This window comes from Lacihabitans sp. CCS-44 (assembly GCF_024343735.1).
GTDB lineage: Bacteria > Bacteroidota > Bacteroidia > Cytophagales > Spirosomataceae > Leadbetterella.
Window position 1 is genome coordinate 173,573 of sequence record NZ_RJUE01000059.1, and the last position, 19,948, is coordinate 193,520.

21 protein-coding genes are annotated in these 19,948 nt (G+C 35.8%); 16 read left to right on the top strand and 5 right to left on the bottom strand.

Annotated features, from left to right (window positions below; genetic code table 11):
* Window positions 1-204: 204 nt before the first annotated feature.
* Window positions 205-1,131, bottom strand: coding sequence for a ribosome small subunit-dependent GTPase A (rsgA, locus tag EGI26_RS14130; protein WP_255079267.1), 927 nt, complete (start codon window positions 1,129-1,131; stop codon window positions 205-207).
* 540 nt (window positions 1,132-1,671) lie between these two features.
* Between rsgA and EGI26_RS14135 the strand changes: the two genes are divergently transcribed.
* From EGI26_RS14135 to EGI26_RS14165, 7 genes are all read left to right on the top strand, one after another.
* Window positions 1,672-2,448, top strand: coding sequence for an enoyl-CoA hydratase/isomerase family protein (locus tag EGI26_RS14135; RefSeq protein ID WP_255079269.1), 777 nt, complete (start codon window positions 1,672-1,674; stop codon window positions 2,446-2,448).
* Between the two features lie 173 nt (window positions 2,449-2,621).
* Complete coding sequence (locus tag EGI26_RS14140; RefSeq protein ID WP_255079270.1) at window positions 2,622-4,283, top strand: glutamine--tRNA ligase/YqeY domain fusion protein; 1,662 nt, start codon at window positions 2,622-2,624, stop codon at window positions 4,281-4,283.
* A gap of 26 nt (window positions 4,284-4,309) precedes the next feature.
* On the top strand, window positions 4,310-5,029 hold the full coding sequence (locus tag EGI26_RS14145) for a TIGR00730 family Rossman fold protein (RefSeq protein WP_255079272.1): 720 nt from the start codon (window positions 4,310-4,312) through the stop codon (window positions 5,027-5,029).
* Between the two features lie 96 nt (window positions 5,030-5,125).
* The gene (locus EGI26_RS14150; RefSeq protein ID WP_255079273.1) at window positions 5,126-5,986 is read left to right on the top strand and encodes a hypothetical protein; all 861 of its coding nucleotides are present in this window, start codon (window positions 5,126-5,128) and stop codon (window positions 5,984-5,986) included.
* Between the two features lie 25 nt (window positions 5,987-6,011).
* Window positions 6,012-6,455 carry a hypothetical protein gene (locus tag EGI26_RS14155; RefSeq protein ID WP_255079274.1) on the top strand — a complete coding sequence of 148 codons (444 nt, stop codon included), beginning with the start codon at window positions 6,012-6,014 and terminating at the stop codon, window positions 6,453-6,455.
* 69 nt (window positions 6,456-6,524) lie between these two features.
* Entirely contained in the window at window positions 6,525-7,145 is a 621-nt protein-coding gene (locus EGI26_RS14160; protein ID WP_255079275.1) for a hypothetical protein, read from the top strand.
* A 47-nt stretch (window positions 7,146-7,192) separates the two neighbouring features.
* Window positions 7,193-7,696: a GNAT family N-acetyltransferase gene (locus EGI26_RS14165; protein WP_255079276.1), complete on the top strand. Its 504-nt coding sequence runs from the start codon at window positions 7,193-7,195 to the stop codon at window positions 7,694-7,696.
* 86 nt (window positions 7,697-7,782) lie between these two features.
* Here EGI26_RS14165 and EGI26_RS14170 read toward each other — a convergent pair whose 3' ends face one another.
* A complete protein-coding gene (locus EGI26_RS14170; protein ID WP_255079278.1) occupies window positions 7,783-8,367 on the bottom strand; it encodes a hypothetical protein in 585 nt (194 codons plus the stop codon).
* Between the two features lie 37 nt (window positions 8,368-8,404).
* Entirely contained in the window at window positions 8,405-8,716 is a 312-nt protein-coding gene (locus tag EGI26_RS14175; protein WP_255079279.1) for a hypothetical protein, read from the bottom strand.
* Between the two features lie 369 nt (window positions 8,717-9,085).
* On the opposite strand from EGI26_RS14175, the gene EGI26_RS14180 reads away from it, so the two are divergent.
* From EGI26_RS14180 to EGI26_RS14210, 7 genes are all read left to right on the top strand, one after another.
* Window positions 9,086-9,961: a nucleoside phosphorylase gene (locus EGI26_RS14180; protein WP_255079281.1), complete on the top strand. Its 876-nt coding sequence runs from the start codon at window positions 9,086-9,088 to the stop codon at window positions 9,959-9,961.
* A gap of 38 nt (window positions 9,962-9,999) precedes the next feature.
* Complete coding sequence (locus EGI26_RS14185) at window positions 10,000-10,518, top strand: cytidine deaminase (protein WP_409035371.1); 519 nt, start codon at window positions 10,000-10,002, stop codon at window positions 10,516-10,518.
* Between the two features lie 188 nt (window positions 10,519-10,706).
* Window positions 10,707-10,982, top strand: a complete 276-nt coding sequence (gene groES / locus EGI26_RS14190) for a co-chaperone GroES (protein WP_255038473.1) — start codon at window positions 10,707-10,709, stop codon at window positions 10,980-10,982.
* A 42-nt stretch (window positions 10,983-11,024) separates the two neighbouring features.
* Window positions 11,025-12,656, top strand: a complete 1,632-nt coding sequence (gene groL, locus EGI26_RS14195) for a chaperonin GroEL (protein ID WP_255079283.1) — start codon at window positions 11,025-11,027, stop codon at window positions 12,654-12,656.
* A gap of 98 nt (window positions 12,657-12,754) precedes the next feature.
* A complete protein-coding gene (locus tag EGI26_RS14200; RefSeq protein ID WP_255079284.1) occupies window positions 12,755-13,564 on the top strand; it encodes a hypothetical protein in 810 nt (269 codons plus the stop codon).
* Window positions 13,565-13,674: 110 nt separating this feature from the next.
* On the top strand, window positions 13,675-15,321 hold the full coding sequence (locus EGI26_RS14205; protein ID WP_255079285.1) for a CTP synthase: 1,647 nt from the start codon (window positions 13,675-13,677) through the stop codon (window positions 15,319-15,321).
* Entirely contained in the window at window positions 15,300-16,274 is a 975-nt protein-coding gene (locus tag EGI26_RS14210) for a YhdH/YhfP family quinone oxidoreductase (RefSeq protein ID WP_255079286.1), read from the top strand. The genes EGI26_RS14205 and EGI26_RS14210 overlap by 22 nt, the downstream gene beginning before the upstream one ends.
* A 7-nt stretch (window positions 16,275-16,281) precedes the next feature.
* Here EGI26_RS14210 and EGI26_RS14215 read toward each other — a convergent pair whose 3' ends face one another.
* Window positions 16,282-16,641 (bottom strand): hypothetical protein, encoded by a 360-nt coding sequence (locus tag EGI26_RS14215; protein WP_255079287.1) that lies wholly within the window; start codon window positions 16,639-16,641, stop codon window positions 16,282-16,284.
* 163 nt (window positions 16,642-16,804) lie between these two features.
* Here EGI26_RS14215 and EGI26_RS14220 point away from each other — a divergent pair, with 163 nt between their 5' ends.
* Together EGI26_RS14220 and EGI26_RS14225 are read left to right on the top strand one after the other, a co-directional pair.
* Window positions 16,805-18,061, top strand: a complete 1,257-nt coding sequence (locus EGI26_RS14220) for a PAS domain-containing sensor histidine kinase (protein ID WP_255079288.1) — start codon at window positions 16,805-16,807, stop codon at window positions 18,059-18,061.
* An 18-nt stretch (window positions 18,062-18,079) separates the two neighbouring features.
* Window positions 18,080-19,135, top strand: a complete 1,056-nt coding sequence (locus tag EGI26_RS14225; protein WP_255079295.1) for a response regulator — start codon at window positions 18,080-18,082, stop codon at window positions 19,133-19,135.
* On the opposite strand, the gene rsmA is transcribed toward EGI26_RS14225, so the two are convergent.
* Window positions 19,115-19,936, bottom strand: a complete 822-nt coding sequence (gene rsmA / locus EGI26_RS14230) for a 16S rRNA (adenine(1518)-N(6)/adenine(1519)-N(6))-dimethyltransferase RsmA (RefSeq protein WP_255079297.1) — start codon at window positions 19,934-19,936, stop codon at window positions 19,115-19,117. The genes EGI26_RS14225 and rsmA overlap by 21 nt on opposite strands.
* Between the last annotated feature and the right edge of the window lie 12 nt (window positions 19,937-19,948).

Sequence of the window (19,948 nt, forward strand, 5' to 3'; positions counted from 1 at the left end):
ATTCGCAAATGAGCAAAATGCCTCATGCTTGGGTCCTTGCGGACCGCATTCGTCGGAAGGGTGATATCGGAAGGTTAATCTTTACCATTCTTTGTATTAGTCGGTACAAATATAGAATGAATTCTAATCTTACAATAATTATTAATCTTATTTTTTTGTCAATAAATTGTTAAGATTCTCTATCAATTCACCGTGTGAGCAATATTAACGCCTGTTATCGTCGTTTTCAAACATGCTCAAATAGCTCATATATCGGCTTTCAGAGATTTCTCCAGCCTCTACAGCATCTTTTACGGCACACTTGGGTTCGTTGATATGCAGGCAGTTATGAAATTTGCATTGACCCAATAAATCTCTGAATTCAGGAAAATAATGAGCCAATTCTTCGTTATCTATGTCCACCAAACCGAGCTCTTTAATACCTGGTGAGTCAATAATAAATGTTTTATTGGGCAACTCAAACATTTCTGCAAAAGTAGTGGTATGCACACCTTTGCTTGAAAAATCAGAAATTTCGGAAGTAGCTAAATCCAAGTCCGGATCTAGAATATTGATGAGGGTAGATTTTCCCACACCAGAATGCCCAGATATCAAAGAAATTTTGTTGGCCAACTTTGCCAGAAATTCATCTATTCCCTTTTTAGTCAGCGTTGAAGTAGAAACACAGTCATAACCCAAGTGGGTATATAAGTTCATCAAAGCATCCTGAAAAATGACGCCCTTTTTATTCAAAAGGTCAAATTTATTAAAAACAATCAAAACTGGAATTCTAAATGTCTCCGCAGTTACCAAAAATCTATCTATAAAACCCAGTGAAGTTTTCGGGCTTGCCAAAGTCACAATCAGCACAAGTTGATCAATATTTGAGGCCAACAGATGACCATGAGCGGTTTTGTGAACAGACTTCCGGATGATGTAGTTTTTGCGTGGAAGTATCTCTTTTATGATGCCAATGCTTTCGTCTTCGAGGTCAAAAACCACCTTATCGCCAACCGAAAGCGGGTTGGTAACTTTCAAATCTTTTATTTTAAATTTGCCCTTTAACCTGCATGAAAACAGCCTGTCGTTCTCATCTCTAACTTCATACCAACTCCCCGTAGACCTGAAAACAGTACCAATTTTATTTTCCAAATGACCGTATTTAAATGCAAACAAAGCTAAATGATTTTTATCTTAAATAAAAACAAAGCCTTTTAATAAAAAAAATAGAGCAAAATGAAAGTTTGGTTTAATTTTTGAAATAACAAACTAATACAGAGGCTTTTGGAAAATTATTTACCTTAAAATAAGATTTAAGGAAATTTTAAGTACTTGTTAAAACAATTTTTGAATCATTTACGTTATTTGGTTTATTAAACAAACAATATCATGAAAAAGGGCGTGTTATTCGGATTGGCGGCTTTGGCAGTTGGAGTGGTGGTTTTGTCTTTAGGTAAAAAAGAAAAGCCATCAGACTATCCAAGACCTTTCATATACAAATGATTGAAGATAAGAAAATTCAACCATGTTGTAAAGTTTTTTGCTAAATTAAGATTTAGCAGGTAGAACCCTATTACCTTATAATTCCAAAAACCGACACAATTTTATACAATTTCATCAATACCCTGCCTTAATTTTTGATTTCAGAATAAAATACCGAAATTTGGTTTTCATCATTAAATAAAAAATCAAATGTTTGAGACGCTCCTCTATGAAGTAAAAGATGGTAAATGCTATATTACCCTCAATCGCCCTGAAGTTTACAACGCCCTCAATAACAAGTTATTAACAGAACTACACGAAGCCATCAGCATTTGTAAAAACGATGATGCTGTTCGAGTGTTGGTAATTTCGGGTGGAGATGGAAAAGCTTTTTGCTCTGGTGCCGACCTAAAGTCTGGCATTACAGATTCTAACTTAGGAAATGTACTAAAAGCTACCTATAACCCGCTAATTATGGGCATGAAAACTTTAGAGAAACCTATAATTTGTAAACTCAATGGCATGGCAGCTGGAGCTGGGATGTCTCTTGTTTTGGCTTGCGACATGATTATTGCTGACAAAAACACTTACATGAGCGAGCTCTTTGTTGGCATTGGACTTCTCCCTGACGCTGGATCTATGTATTTCCTTCCAAGGATGATTGGCACTCTGAAGGCATTTGAACTCTGTAGTACTGGCCGAAAAGTGTTTATGGAAGAAGCTTTACAAATGGGTTTAGTAAACAAAATAATTGAAACGGAGCTATTGTCCTACGAAGTTGAAAAAATGGCTGATTTTTATGCAAAATCAGCAACTAAAAGTATAGGACTGATGAAGAATATTCTCAATAAATCATTTGAAAATGATCTTGAAACTGTCCTAAATCTTGAAGCCGAAGGCCAAACGCAATGCGGTTATAGTCATGATTTTGCAGAAGGAGTAATGGCCTTTTTACAAAAAAAAGAACCGAACTTTCAAGGCAAATAATACGGTTGTATAATTTAAGAAATTAATATTTTGAACAAAAACAAAGACTTTAATTATAAAATCAAAACATTTTTTAGGATTAAATCAAGTTCAATCCATAAAACCTTACAGGCAAAATAAAATTTAAGGTGGGCTTTTTATAAATTAGCTTTTTGGTACAACAAACACTGAGTATGTCAGAAACAATTAAAGAACGAAGTTTGAATTTCGTAGAGGAAATCGTAGAAGCAGATTTGAAGTCGGGAAAACACAGTGGCAGATTGCTAACTCGTTTTCCACCTGAGCCCAATGGTTATTTACACATTGGCCATGCAAAGTCTATTTGTCTAAATTTTGGTCTTGCTCTGAAATATGGCGGTGGTACTAATCTCCGCTTTGATGACACCAATCCAGTAACAGAAGACACAGAATATGTAGAATCTATCAAAAACGATTTGCGTTGGTTGGGCTTTAACTGGACCAATGAAATGTATGCATCTGACTACTTTGACCAACTCTTTAAATATGCAAAAAAACTCATAACCAAAGGCTTAGCCTATATAGATGACAGCTCTGCTGAGGAAATGGCCACTCAAAAAGGAACACCGAACGCACCTGGTGAGGAAAGTCCATACAGAAATAGAACTGTAGAAGAAAATTTGAGCCTGTTTGATGGTATGGCCAACGGCGATTTTGTAGAAGGAAGCAGAGTACTGCGTGCCAAAATAGACATGACATCGAGCAATATGCTCATGCGTGATCCTATTATTTACAGAATTAAGTTTGCTGAACACCACCGTACGGGCAACAAATGGTGTATATATCCAATGTATGACTTTGCTCATGGACAATCTGATTCTATCGAAGGAATCACGCACTCTATATGTACCCTTGAATTTGTATCGCACAGAGAATTGTATGACTGGTTTTTGGAGCAATTAGAAATCTTCCCTTCAAAACAATATGAATTTGCTCGTTTGAATCTTACATATACTGTGATGAGTAAGCGTAAGTTGCTTCAATTAGTAAACGAGGGGCATGTGACTGCTTGGGACGACCCTAGAATGCCAACGATATCGGGTATGCGTCGGAGAGGTTATACTGCTAAATCTATCGTGGACTTTTGTGATAGGATAGGTATTCAAAAACGAGACAACCTTATAGATGTCAGTCTTTTAGAGTTTTTTGTAAGGGAAGACTTGAACAAAACCTCTACACGTGTCATGGCGGTTTTTGATCCTTTAAAAGTGGTCATAACAAACTTACCAGATGGAATTGTAGAACCTTGTAGTCTTGAAAACAATCCTGAAGATCCAGAATCGGGACATAGGAAGGTAAATTTTACTAAGGAAATTTATATAGAACAGGGAGATTTTATGCTAGAACCTCCTGCTAAATATTTCAGACTTTCGCCAGGTAAAATGGTAAGACTCAAAGGAGCATTTATCATTCAATGCGACGAAGTCTTTGAAAATGAAGACGGGAGCATAAAAGAGCTTCATTGTAGTTACATACCTTCCTCAAAAAGTGGTGCTGACGAGAGCGGTATAAAGGTGAAAGGTGTGATACAGTGGGTGAGTGCAACAGAAGGTGTAGAATCTGAAATCAGAATTTATGACAGGCTTTTTAAAGTGGAAGACCCCAGCTCAGAAGAAGGCGATTTTAAGGAATACATTAATGAAAACTCTCTGGAGGTTTTGACAGCTTACGTGGAGCCCTCCTTGAAAGATGCAAAACCTGGTGACAGGTACCAATTTATGCGAAATGGATATTTTGTACCCGATACTGACTTTTCTTCAGAAAAATTGGTGTTTAATAAAACAGTTGGTCTCAAAGAAGGCTTTAAGGTTGGCTAAGTATTTACAACAAAATTTACGATAAAATGAGAGCCGGTCCTCACACAGAAATAGAATTTTTAGATGGTCCGAAATCAAGATGGACAGAACTTAAGTTTACTTTTAAAGTCTTCAGAGAATTTATCAACGGCTTCCGAACACTTCATTTTGTTGGGCCATGTGTCACTGTTTTTGGCTCGGCCAGATTTACTGAAGACAACAAATACTACCAAGATGCCCGTAAAATCGGGGCTGGCTTAGCGAGTCTTGGCTTTACAATTCTGACAGGGGGTGGTCCGGGAATAATGGAAGCCGCCAACCGTGGAGCCAAAGATGTCGGAGGAAAATCAGTGGGCTGCAACATTGTTTTACCATTTGAGCAACAACCCAATCCGTATCTCGACAAATGGATGGATTTCGATTATTTCTTTGTCAGAAAAACACTTCTCATAAAATACTCTTATGCCTTTGTAATTTGCCCGGGTGGTTTTGGCACATTAGACGAATTTTTCGAGGCTTTAACATTGATTCAAACAGGTAAAATAGAAAAATTTCCTGTGGTAATTTTTGATGATGGTTTTCATTCAAAAATCATTGAGCACATAAAAACTATGATAGAGAAGAAAACGATTTCGGCTGACGACCAACGTCTTTTCTTGATTACAAACAATGTAGATGAGGCTATTTCTTATATAAAAAGTAAGACAGAAACGGGTTTTGGATTAAAATACAAACCAATAAAATGGCTTGGTGAAAGTAAAGGCTAATGCAGCTTTTTCTTGAGAGAAAATTCACTACTAATCAATCTAAAATAGTATTTTTGAAAAATGCTTCAATCATTAATTGTGGTGAAATCAAAATTTATGAAAATACTATTTCTTGTCCTTTATTTTCAAGTCATCTCATTCGCCCAAAAGGGTACTGAAATATACTTGCTTGAAATCAAAAAAATGCCTGATGGTTTTTCTATAAAAGAGCCAATAAATATCTCAAATAGAGATGGTTACGACAACCAACCCAGTTTTCACCCCACCAAATCCCTGATTTATTTTAGCTCACAAAAAGATGGTCAAACTGACATTTGGTCATACAATTATGATTCAAAAAAACTAAGCCAAATCACTAATACGGAGGACTCTGAATACTCTCCTACCGTAACTCCTGACAAAAAAAACCTTACTTGCATAGTTCAAAGAAAATCTAATGGAGACCAAGACTTGGTGAAATTTTCGATAAAAAACCCTAAAAAGTCAGAGATTATATTAGAATCGCAAAAAGCAGGTAAGATTGGATATCACGCCTGGAGCCCCGATAATGAGTTGATTACATTTGTTTTGGGCGAACCTAATACCTTACAATTATTTGAAAATCAGTCAAAATCTGGAAAGATATTTGGAAAAGATATAGGAAGGTCTTTGCATTATGTGTCTGTCAAAAAGGCATTTAGTTTTGTTGAAAAAGATAGAGAAACTTGGAAAATAAAACTATTGAATCCAGAAAATCAGACGATTTCAGATTATGCTGATGCTTTGGTAGAATCTGAACAATACAATGCTTGGGATAAAAATGGCGTTTTATTTGGCACAAAAAATGAGGAACTTTTCTTTTTTGAAGAAAAAACTAAATCTTGGAAAATGCTAACTTTGCCTCCAAATTTACCAAAAAATAAAATTAGCCGTTTAGCTATAAAAGATCAATATTTGGTTTTGGTCATAAATGAATGATTATCAGTAAAAAAAATAATAAAAGATGAAAAAACTACTTATAACCTTACTGTTTGCTCTGACAACTTTGTTTTCTTGTCAAACAGAAGAAGGAAACGAAAAACTTGCTGACGCAGGACAAACTGTAGGCAAGTCTGCCGCAACTATTGCAAAAAGTGTAAAATCGGGTATAGAGCAGGCCACAAAAATCAAAATTGACTTATCCGAAAACCTTAAAACCAGAGGTTTATCGACAGGAAAAATAACTTTGGGAAGCAAAGGAGGCAGACACAATGTGTTGAATGTTTACTTGATTTTTGATAAAAAAATCAATAAAAACGTGACCATGAAAGTAATGGATGCCGACGGCCTAGAACTTGGCAGAACAAAAGTGCTTGTAAAAGGCGAAGCTGGCGATGCTAAATTCGTGGACTTCGTTTTTGATACCAGAACTAATATTGACCGTGACAATAAAATAGTGGTAGAGTAAGGCCAAAGACCGAAGAACATTGCCGTCAAACCAATTGTCTTTTTCCTTCCTGAAATTAACCAAAAACGGATGCAAATAAACTTTTTTGAGTGGATTGGCTACGCAGCTTCCTTGATTGTGGCTATTTCCTTAGTGATGTCCTCAATTGTCAAATTCAGGTGGACAAACCTCATGGGCTCAGCACTTTTTGCTGCTTATGGGTTCTTGATACAAGCTTGGCCTGTATGTTTTTTCAACAGTGCCATCGTTTTTATAAACCTCTACTTTTTGTATAAAATATATTCTAAAAAAGACGAATTCAAGATTATCAAAACCTCTGAAAAGGAATCGCTTCTGAATGAATTTGTAAACTTTTACAAAAAAGAAATAGAGAAAATAAGTCCAGACTTTGACTTTAACCTGAGTAACAAAGAATACAATTACTTCATTACCAGAAACATGGCATTGGTGGGTTTGTTTTTGGCACATAAAGAATCTGATGGTGTTTTAAGCATCGACTTGGATTTTGTGACTCCTCAATACCGAGATTTTAAAAATGGCAGTTTTCTGTATGAATTCCTTACAGACACCTTTCAAAAATCTGGCATAAAAACTTTAACTGCAACAGGGATGACACCCGCCCATCAACAATATCTCAAAGAAATGGGCTTTAAAAATAACGGAACTGATGTTTTTGTGAAGCAGATTTAAAATCTTTCCTCTAATTTTACCAGGCCGTTGATTGAACACCAAAGAGAATGATTGAAACCGAAAGACTCATATTAAGACCCCTAAACCACAGACAACTCGAAAAATACATAAAACTTGACAATTCCTTAGAAGAAGAACTCAAAGTGAAGCCTGCCAAACGAGAAATTTCGCCCGATTTGATGGAAGCCCTAGAGTATTTTATCATGCCCAACGTGGCCAATCCACTCAAGAATCACCTTTTCTTTACGCTCTGGACGATGGTTTGGAAAGACAAAAACTGTTTGGTGGGCGATTTGTGTTTCATAGGCGAGCCCAACGAGCTAGGTGAAGTAGAAATTGGCTATGGCACTTATGAGAACTTTAGAAACATGGGCTTTATGTCAGAGGCCGTTTCAGGCATTATCAATTGGTTTAAACCGTATTTAAACGCCGTTTTGGCCTCCACCGAAAAAGACAACCCTGCCTCCGCCAATGTACTTCTTAAAAACAATTTCGTGACCTACTCCAGCGATGAAACTCTGGTGTATTGGAGGATGGATATTGCGAGGTGAGGAATGTTTTGAGAATTGGATTGGAAATCCTAATTTATCCAGTTTCCACATGACCTATCGGAACATATTGAAGAGCATTTAAAATTTCAAAATTCAAAATGTTCATCTCTTAAGCTTTCATCACCATCAAAGGCATAAGACGAACTTGGATATTCATCATAGATTTCTGGTTTTTCAATCTCAAATTGCGAAAGTTTGATAAACTGACTAGTCTTTTCTTGTCCTGGCTGACACCTTGGCCATAAAAATTCATAATCTTTAGGGAATATAAATCTATCTTTGCTACAGCCAGAAACATCAATCTTATCACCCCAATATTTGTTCTTATTATTTTTCAAGTACTCCTCTTTAAATGTCATGACTAATCTCTTCTTTACATCATATAAAGGAAAATCTGTCGGACAAACATCCCCAAACACATCATAAACAGACATTTTTTGTAAATAAGAAAAGAATAAACTATTTAACAGCCAATCTGAACCTCTGAACCCTACTTCTTTAAACCTGCTTTTTATTTTATTAAAATCATTTAAATCCTCTGGTACTATTTCTGCACTATAGTATTCATGATTCGAAACTTCATAAAGAAGGCCAAACTTACAATTACTTACCTCGAAAAAGAAAGCATGATCAGAGCGATAAAGTTGAAATGACTCCTTTTTTACTTTCATTAGATTGTTAGTTTGATTTGAATAACTCAATTTTTAATTATAAATGACCTGACCTAATTTCTGATAAAAATCTTGGTAAATCTTTTTTAAATTCCCTTCCAAAAAACTCGTCATGGTAACCATATTCCACAGAGGAATATTTCCCTAAGTAAAGTATTACCTTATTATAAAGTTGCTCATTATCCTCAATAAACAACCTTGCGATTTCTATTAATTGATAACCTACTTTATAAGGTATTCCTTCAATATCAGAAAGAGCATTAAATGCATTTGCTATAATATCTAGAACATCTAAATCTTCTTTCTTAATATGGTTCGTTTTAGTGTTAACATCATTTAAACTTGTCATTTTTAATTAATTTTGGTTGGACGCAAAGATGTGAAAAATTATCAAACTTCAAAGTTTTTTTTAATTTTATTTAGACCTTCTACATCTTCCCGATGTCAAAGCTAGAAAGTGAGGTTTTCCAATCTGATATTATAGTTTAACCAATTCAATCTCACCTTTTCCAATACCCTAATAATCGCCATCACTAATGTGAATATATTTCTTCTTTTCAAATCCAGATAATTATTATATAACTAAATCGAAACTAAAGGAGAAACCTTCCCGCCCAACAATATTCCAAACCCTGCTTGCATTGCTCACAGATTGTGCTTTAATTTACTTTTTGGATTACATCAAAACTTCAGCAAACGTAAAAATATTCTTTCAGCGATGACCAAAACCTTAGCAGCTTCCGAACTCATACTCAATCCCGACGGCAGTTTGTACCATTGCAATCTTCTGCCTGAGAACTTGGGAGACACTGTTTTTTTGGTGGGCGACCCCGACAGAGTGCCTACAGTTTCTGCTTTTTTTGATACCGTAGATTTTAAGACTCAAAAAAGAGAAATCGTTACGCATACCGGCACCAAAAATGGCAAAAAAGTTACGGTCATCTCGACGGGCATGGGTACTGACAATATAGACATTGTTCTGACAGAATTGGACGCTGTAGTGAATATAGATTTGCAAAAAAGACAAATAAAAGATACCCATAAGCAACTTACTTTCATACGTTTAGGCACATCAGGTTCTTTACAAAAAGACATACCAGTAGATAGCTTTTTGGCAAGTACGCATGGTTTAGGCATGGACGGTTTGCTCCATTTCTATAAAAACTCAGAGGCTTTTACTTATAATCCATTCGTAGAAAAGTTTATCGAAGAAGCAGAATGGAGTACAAAATTATCGAGGCCATATTTGGTAGAAGGCGATGCTGATTTAATCCAAAAAGCCAAAGATTTAGGTTTTTACACGGGAGTTACAGCCACAGCCTGTGGATTTTATGGACCCCAAGGTAGAGTTTTGAGATTGAATGTGCAAGATAGTTTGCTCAACGAAAAACTCTCAAAATTTGAATACAATGGCTTAAAAATCACCAATTTCGAGATGGAAACTTCGGCGATTTTTGGTCTTTCAAAACTTTTGGGACACAAAGCCATTTCGATAAATTGTATTATAGCCAATAGATTTTCGGGTCAATATTCTCAAGATTATAAAAAGTCTGTACAAATAATGATAGAAAAAGTCCTTAACAATTTTATTTAAACCAATTAAATTATCTAAGAAAACAAAGAGACAAATAATTGCGACTTTGCGACCTAGCGGTAAAAAAAACTCACATGGTAAAAAAAACAATAAATATAGATTACAGTGCTTTTGCAAATACGAAGGAAATGCCTGAAACAGACAGAATTCTTATAAACAGAGCGATAGAAATTGCAAAACTGAGTTATTCACCTTATTCAAAATTCCCAGTTGGGGCGGCTGTTCAGCTTGAAAACGGAGAGATTTTCGCAGGAAATAACCAAGAAAACATAGCTTTTCCGTCTGGAACTTGTGCCGAAAGAACCGTCTTAAACTACGTTCATGCCAATTTCCCTGACAAAAAAATAAAAACAATAGCCATTACCGCCACCAATACCACCACCGCAGAACCGGTTACGCCATGCGGTTTTTGCAGGCAAGTAATCGTAGAAATGGAAATGAAGCAAAAGTCTCCATTACGCATCATTTTACACAAAATAGGTGGAGAAACCTACGTTTTCGAAACTTCCAAAGCAATTTTACCTTTGGCATTTGATGACAACGTGTTGAAAAACTAAGCCCTTCTGAACGCACATTACCATTTTTGGCACTGTCAAATTTGTCCTTATTTTTTCTTCAAAATTTACTTTTGGCAGACAAACCTGAAAAAATGTCAGTAAAAATATACCTACTTGGCCTTTGGCTTAGTAATTGTTCTTAGGCATTGCAGATAAAATTAAATAATCTTTAAACTTTAAATAGTATTATGTCAGTAAACGTGAAACCTTTAGCAGACAGAGTTTTGATAGAGGCAGCTCCAGCGGAGGAGAAAACAGCCTTCGGAATTATTATTCCTGATACAGCAAAAGAAAAACCTCAAAAAGGAACAGTAGTAGCTGTAGGACCAGGCAAAAAAGACGAGCCAATGTCGGTAAAAGTAGGTGATGCAGTATTGTATGGCAAATATTCTGGAACTGAACTTACAGTAGACGGTAAAGAGTATTTGATCATGAGAGAATCAGACATCTACGCAATCGTTTAATTTCATTTTTAATAGACAGATTACAACCAAAAAAATACGAAAATGGCAAAACAAATTCTTTTCGATACAGACGCAAGAGATAAACTAAAAAGAGGTGTTGACACATTGGCCAACGCCGTTAAAGTTACTTTAGGACCAAAAGGTCGTAATGTAATCATTGACAAAAAATTCGGTTCACCAGCTATTACTAAAGATGGTGTTACTGTAGCCAAAGAAATAGAATTGGCTGATTCTATAGAAAACATGGGAGCTCAGTTGGTTAAAGAAGTTGCTTCTAAAACTGCTGACCAAGCGGGTGACGGTACTACTACTGCCACAGTGTTGGCTCAAGCCATATACACTATTGGTGCTAAAAACGTAGCTGCTGGTGCAAACCCAATGGAATTGAAAAGAGGTATTGAGAAAGCTGTAACTGCAATCGTTAAAGAATTGCACGCTCAGTCAAAATCAATCACTACTTCTAAAGAAATCACTCAAGTAGCTACCATCTCTGCTAACAACGACCACGAAATTGGTCAAATGATAGCTGACGCTATGGACAAAGTAGGTAAAGAAGGTGTTATCACTGTAGAAGAAGCTCGTGGTACTGAAACTGAAGTAAAAACAGTAGAAGGTATGCAGTTTGACAGAGGATATCTTTCTCCTTACTTCGTAACAAACACTGAGAAAATGGAAGCCGAAATGGATCGTCCGTTTATCTTGATTTCTGAGAAGAAAGTTTCTTCAATGAAAGAATTACTTCCAGTATTGGAGGCAGTTGCACAAACTGGTCGTCCTTTGATGATCATCGCTGAAGATGTTGACGGAGAAGCTTTGGCTACTTTAGTTGTTAACAAAATCAGAGGTGCATTGAAAGTATGTGCTGTGAAAGCTCCAGGATTCGGTGACCGTCGTAAGGCTATGTTGGAAGACATCGCTATCTTGACAGGTGGTACAGTAATCTCTGAAGAAAGAGGATTCAAATTGGAGAACGTAGAAATCACGATGTTGGGTCAGTGTGAGAAAGCTTTGGTTGACAAAGACAACACAACGATCATCAACGGTGGTGGCGAAGAAGCTGAAATCAAAGGAAGAGTTGGACAAATCAAGGCTCAAATAGAAAGCACTACTTCTGACTACGACAAAGAGAAATTGCAAGAGCGTTTGGCTAAATTGTCAGGTGGAGTTGCGATTATCTACATCGGTGCAGCTACAGAAGTAGAAATGAAAGAGAAAAAAGACAGAGTGGACGATGCGTTACACGCAACACGTGCGGCTGTTGAGGAAGGTATCGTAGCTGGTGGTGGTGTAGCATTTATCAGAGCTCAAGCAGCTTTGGATGCTATCGAAATCGTTAGCCCAGACGAAAAAACTGGTATCAACATCATCAGAAATGCTATCGAAGCTCCATTGAGAACTATCGTTGCTAACGCTGGTGGCGAAGGTTCAGTAGTAGTACAAGAAGTAAAAACTGGCAAAGGAGCTTATGGCTACAATGCTCGTGACGACAGATACGAAGACATGATTGCAGCGGGTATCATTGACCCTACTAAAGTAACGCGTTTGGCACTAGAAAACGCTGCGTCTATCGCAGGTCTATTGTTGACTACTGAGGCTGTAGTTTGTGACATTCAAGAAGACAAACCAGAAGCTGGTCACATGCACGGTGGCGGCGGAATGGGCGGAATGATGTAATTCGTTCTGAAATTTTTTATAAAAAAACCTGCAAAAACTCTTTGCAGGTTTTTTTTAGCACAATTTTTGCATAGTATCTTGGTAATAACTATACCATAATGCCAAAAAAATATTTTCACTTAACAATTTTACTTTTTTCACTTTTCGCTTGTGAAAAAGACGGAACCAAAGACCTAGGAATCGAAAAACCAATAGAGATTAACAAAAACTGTAAAATCCTTTCCAACTCTAGGTCTGATGGTCAACAATATCAATATATATTTAAGGACGATAAATTACAGAATATCTTAGGATTTAACGACTTCGACACATTTATATACACTTCTGGAAAACTTTCAAAAGCCATACATTCAAAAAATAAAGGTGCATACGCCCTTTTTGACATAGATGCAAAAGGACTCCTTAACAAAATTACATTTGAAGGAACGGATAGCCAAGGAAAAATATTTAGTTATCCAACCACTATTAGTTACAACAGCATGGGAAAAATTGACCAACTGGTTTTGAATTGGCCTACATTTCCTGACAAAGTAGACACAAGATTTACGTATGATGCCAACGGAAATGTAAAATATATAAGTGCATTTTTAGGTGGGGAATGGGAAACAATATTAGAAAACACTGAGTTTGATGACAAGCCCTCGCCCTATAAAAATCAGCAATTAGGCAATCTTTTAAGTTATTACATGGTATATTCTTTACTAAGCGGTGGTCTGAACTTTACGCATTATATCAACACAAACAATGTGAAAAGTGCTATTGTAACTAAAGGCCTAGAAAAAATAAATTATAGTTACGAGTACCAATACAACAACCTAGGATTTCCGAATAAAGTAGATTACACACGAACAATAAATAATAGACCTTCACCACAATCAGAAAATTTTTCATATGATTGTGAATTATAATGTTGTAGTTTCTAAGCCATTAAGTTTTTTGTTTATTTTTATTCTTAAAAGTATGCTCGGCATAGCCAAATATTCCTAACTTTGTATCCCGTAATCAATCATTTAATACGATGCCATTGAGCGGGAAACAAAAGAAAACTAAGTATATTTTTGTAACAGGTGGCGTAGCCTCCTCATTAGGAAAGGGCATTATCGCTTCGTCATTAGCCAAACTTCTACAAGCCAGAGGATTATCGGTAACAATCCAGAAACTTGACCCTTACTTAAACGTAGATCCAGGAACCCTCAATCCTTACGAGCATGGTGAATGCTATGTTACTGATGATGGTGCAGAAACTGACTTAGACTTAGGTCATTATGAGCGTTTTTTAAACGTTCAAACTTCTCAAGCCAACAATGTAACTACTGGTAGAATATACTACAATGTACTGAGTAAAGAGCGTAAAGGAGATTTTCTTGGTAAAACGGTTCAGGTAATTCCTCATATTACGGACGAAATCAAAAGGAACATCAGACTTCTTGGAGACAACGGTAAATATGATATCATAATTACTGAAATCGGTGGTTGTGTAGGAGACATAGAATCATTGCCTTTTATTGAAGCCGTAAGACAATTGAAATGGGAATTGGGTGAAAAAAACATGCTTACTATTCACCTTACTTTAGTACCGTACCTAAAATCAGCCGAAGAACTCAAAACCAAACCAACACAGCACTCGGTAAAACAACTTCAAGAATCTGGTATTCAGCCAGATATAATTGTTTGCAGAACAGAACACCATCTTCCTGCTGAGATAAGAAAAAAAATAGCACTATTCTGCAACGTAGAAATAAATTCGGTAATTGAGGCCATGGATGCTAAAACCATCTATGAAGTGCCGATGTTGATGAAGAAAGAAAAACTTGACCAGCGGGTACTTTACATGCTTGACGTGTACAACGACCACGACGCCGACATGAAAAAGTGGGAAGAGTTTTTGCAAAGACTTAAAAAACCAGAACATGAAGTAACTATAGGCCTAATCGGTAAATATGTTGAGCTGAAAGATGCCTACAAATCTATCATTGAATCATTTATACATGCAGGTGCTGTAAATAACTGTAAAGTAAAAATATCATGGATACACTCTGAATCTTTGGTTGTGGGAAGCACTGAAGAAAAACTTAAAAACCTTGATGCAGTTTTAGTGGCTCCTGGTTTTGGAGAAAGGGGAATTGAAGGAAAAATAGAAGCAGTAAAATACGTAAGAGAGAACGATATACCGTTTTTGGGTATTTGCTTAGGTATGCAAATGGCCGTTATAGAATATGCCAGAAACGTTTTAGGTTGGTCGGGAGCCCATTCTACAGAAATGGAAAAAAATACCGAATACCCTGTTATTGATCTAATGGAAGATCAGCAGAATGTGGAGAACAAAGGAGGCACCATGAGACTGGGCTCTTACAATTGTAAATTGACAGATAAATCTCTTGCCAAAAAAATATATGGCAAATCTAAAATTTCAGAGAGGCACCGCCACCGTTGGGAGTTTAACAACAAATACCGTAAGGATTTTGAAGCCAATGGTTTATTTATAGGTGGTACTAACCCTGAAAATGATTTGGTGGAAATAATTGAAATTCCAACAAAGAAATTCTTCATTGGCGTGCAATATCACCCAGAGTTGAAAAGTACCGTTTTGCAGCCGCATCCATTGTTTATAAGCTTTGTAAAAGCTGCATTAGACTACTCCAAATGGAAAGTTTCAAAAAAATAATAGTTAAAGAACTTGAAGATGGCTCGTTTTCTCAAACCATTGAGAAAGCGGGCCTTGATTCTTTAATTCCAAATGACCTTTTGGTTAAGGTAAAATATACTTCCATAAATTTCAAGGACGCACTTTCTGCAACGGGCAACAAAGGCGTCACAAAAAAATACCCACATACACCCGGTATAGATGCCGCAGGAATAGTAGCTAAAAGCAATTCGGAAAAATTTAAGGTTGGTGATGAGGTAATTGTTACGGGATTTGACCTTGGCATGAACACCTCGGGCGGGTTTTCTGAATACATATCCATTCCAGCCAAATGGGCAATAAACAAACCAGCTGGACTTTCATTAAAAGAAAGCATGATGTATGGCACAGCCGGCCTCACTGCGGCCATGTGCATCGATAAACTCCTGAAAAATGGATTACTTAGCGGTCCTGTGATTGTCAGCGGTGCTACAGGTGGTGTTGGGTCATTGGCTATTATGATTCTGGCCAAACTTAGTATAGAGACGGTCGCTTTTTCAAGAAAAGAATCTGCTAAGGAGTTTTTGTATCAAATTGGAGCTAAAGACATCATTCATAGTTTCGAAGACACCGACAGGCCATTACTTAAGCCAATTTTTTCAGGTGGAATAGATGCTGTTGGTGGTACGGTTTTAGAAAACATATTAAAACTTGTAAAATCAAACGGAGGAGTTTCAATTTGCGGAATGGCCTTATCGCCCAATCTTCATACAACCGTATTTCCGTTTATTTTAAGGGGTTTGGCACTTTTTGGTATTGATTCTGCTGAAGCAGAAATTACTTGGAGAGAGTACCTTTGGGAAAAACTATCGAATGAATGGAAACCAGAAAATCTTGAAAGTATTTGCCATGTAATTAGACTCGAAGATGTAGGAGTTGAGATTGAAAAAATGTTAAAAGGAAATCAAATCGGAAGAGTTGTTGTCGAAATCTAAAATATAGTCAAATTGCAAAGTAAATTTCCTCCCCTTTGCTATTTTGGTGATTCAAAGTCCATTGGCTTGTAAATGTGGTTTCTACAATTGAGGTACCCATTTTTCTAAAAATAGCTACTTTCAAGCCTAGTTTCGACAAAAAAAGTTGTTCAACTTCACTCACTTTCAGTTCTCCATGAACCAAAAAGTCTTGCGGGGCTTTAATACTTGCTATCTCAAAAAGCCTAAAATCTCTGTGATCTAGCGTAATTACCTCTCCTTTTTTATAAATTTCTATTCTTAAAAAAGGAAAAGCTGCATTAAATCCATTCAAAATCTGCGAGATTCTGGTTTCGGAATTAATAAATATTTCCTCCTTGCTCTTCATTTCTTACCATTTCAAAATACTAATTCAAAATTGGTGAAAAGTTTCATAACTAATTATGACTCTAATCAGCCACAAAAAAAATAGAAAAAGAATTATTCTTAGTTCGTAAAACTAATTATGACAAATGTCATAATTTTGATCAAACAATAAAGATAGTTTGCGAATGGAACCAAAAAATGATCAGTTTTACAATCAGTACTTTGTGGAAATCGATATATTAAATCAATTTGAAGCTATTTTTAAATACGCCAATGAGGGTATTGTAATCTCTGACAGTCAAAGTCGAATATTAAAAATTAATCCATCAGGGCTAAAGACTTTTGGCTATGATATTGAAAGTGAAATAATTGGTCAAAAAATAGAGATTTTGATACCACAAAGATTTCAGCATAATCATATTGGGCATCGAGAGAAATACATGGAAAATCCACATGCAAGAAGCATGGGGCTTCAGTTTGACTTGTTTGCTGTAAAAAAAGACGGTATAGAGTTTCCAGTAGAGGTGAGTCTTAGCCCTTTCAAAAACTCTTTGGGAAGTTTTGTAATTTGCTTTATAATCGACATTACAAATAGAAAAAAATCAGAAGAAAATGAAAAAAATTACAGGAAAGAACTTGAGAAAGAAGTAGAAGAAAGAACGCTCATTTTAAAAGAAGCTATACAGAAACTTGAAAAAACTAAGAATGAACTTGATAGCTCACTGAAAAGAGAACAGGAACTCAACTCCATGAAAACAAAGTTTATTTCTATTGCTTCACATGAATTCAGAACTCCTTTATCGACCATTTTATCATCGCTCTCTTTAATGGAAAAATACAATGAATTAAACGAGGTAGAAAAGCGAAATAAACACAATGATCGGATAAAGAAGTCCATAAAAAATCTTACAGAAATCTTGAATGACATTCTATCTGTAAACAAAATAGAAGAAGGTAAGGTCATTATTAACCCTGAAAATTTCAATCTGAATAATTTTGTAAATGATTTAATTTTGGATTTACATGGGCTATTAAAACCTGGGCAAAAACTCAATCTCATAGCCTCAGATATTGATGAAATAACCGTTTATCAAGACCCCAAACTACTTAGACACATACTGATTAATCTTTTAACCAATGCCATAAAGTTTTCAGATGAAGACAAGCCGATAGACATCTCGATAAATACGAATGATACGGAAGTGCATTTCTCTGTAAAGGATTATGGATTGGGTATTCCAAAAATTGATCATAAAAAGCTATTTACCAGATTTTTCAGGTCAAGCAATGTAGAAAATATTCAAGGTACTGGTCTCGGTTTGAGTATCGTCCTGCAGTATGTAAACTATCTAAAAGGAACCATTAAATTTTCAAGTGAAGTAGGCAAAGGAAGCATTTTTAATGTAAATTTACCTAGGAATCTAAAAACCTCTAAAAATTAATCATCTCCTCTCTCTCCCATGAAAAGAATATTGCTCATAGAAGACAACAATGAAATCAGAGAAAATACAGCCGAAATCTTAGAATTGGATGGATATGAGGTAATAACTGCTGAAAATGGAAAAATTGGTGTCGAATTAGCTTCAAATTCCAAGCCTGATTTAATCATTTGCGATATAATGATGCCTGTCTTAGATGGGTATAGCGTACTTCATTTGCTTTCAAAAAATCCTGAAACAGAAAACATTCCATTCATATTTTTGACTGCCAAAGCAGACCGTCAAGACTTCAGAAAAGGTATGGAAATGGGTGCTGATGACTATATTACCAAACCTTTTGATGACGTAGATTTGTTAAATGCCATAGAAAGTAGATTCAAAAAAATTGAACTTCTAGAAAAAAAATATTCGAGAAATATTGATGGACTAAACAACCTTGTCCGTGACGTGGGTGGAGAACAAGAACTTCGTAACCTGACCAACAACAGAGAAAAAAGAAAATATAAGAAAAAATCTGAAATATTTAGAGAAGGGGATTTTCCTCTATATTTGTTCTACATAGAAAAGGGGAAAATCAAAACCTACAAAACCAACGAGGAAGGTAAAGAACTAATAATCAACCTCCACAACGAAGGAGACTTCTTTGGATATGTGAATCTGATGCGTGAAAACAGCTATATGGAATCTGCGGCTGCTTTGGAAGACTGCGAGATTACCTTGATTCCAAAGTCGGAATTTTTCAAACTTATTCACCAAAACAGGCAGGTTTCTCAGAAATTCATAAAAATGCTCTCTGACAATATTAAAGAAAACGAAGATCAGCTATTGAAACTGGCCTATAACTCTGTAAGGAAAAGGGTTTCTGAGTGTCTTATCAAATTTTTTGATCAAAATGAAGACAAAAAACCTAATAATGGCCTAAAAATAAGTAGGGAAGATTTGTCAAATATGGCAGGCACTTCAATTGAAACGGCCATTCGGACGCTTTCTGATTTCAAAGACGAAAAATTAATAGAAATATCTTCTGGAAAAATCAAAATCTTAGATTTAGAAAAACTACGCCGTCTCAAAAATTAACTTAGTAAGCTCTACAAACTGCAAATAATCAAGGTTTTCCGCTCTTTTATTAGCATAAGGAAGCTCTTTAGTAGTAATTGGCTTTAGAGCATTTGAAAGCATCTTTCTTCTTTGATTAAAAGCAGTTTTAACCACAAGTTTGAATTTTTTAAAGTCACAATCTAGGACTTTATCATAATTTCTAACCAACCTAATCACGCCAGAGTCTACCTTCGGAGGAGGATTAAACGCACCCGGAAGTACAGTAAAACAGTATTCTATATCGTAAAACGCCTGAAGGAGAACACTTAAAATGCCGTAATCTTTGTTTCCGGGTTTAGATGCTATTCGTTGTCCTACTTCTTTTTGCACCATCCCAACTATTTCTTCAATCTGATCTTTATGATCTAAAACAGTGAAAAATATTTGAGAAGAAATGTTGTATGGGAAATTTCCAATTATTCCAAACTTTTGATTATCAACCAGTTGTAACTTTTCCTGAAAATTCATTTTCAAAAAATCACCTTCTACAATTTTATTCTCGGCTATGGCAAAATTCTTTTTTAAATAAGCTACGGACTCAGTGTCTATTTCCACCAAAACCAAATCCAACTCCTCTCTTTTTAATAAATATTGGGTAAGAACACCCATACCTGGGCCGATTTCTAGCACCAAATTATTACTATTTTTGTCTTGGTATAAATCTACAATTCTTTTAGCGGCTCCGAGGTCTTTCAAAAAATGTTGCCCTAAGTGTTTTTTTGCCCTAACGTTTTCCAAATGAAATTCTTTTTTATTGAAATAATACCCAAAATTAAGCATTAATTATTTAGA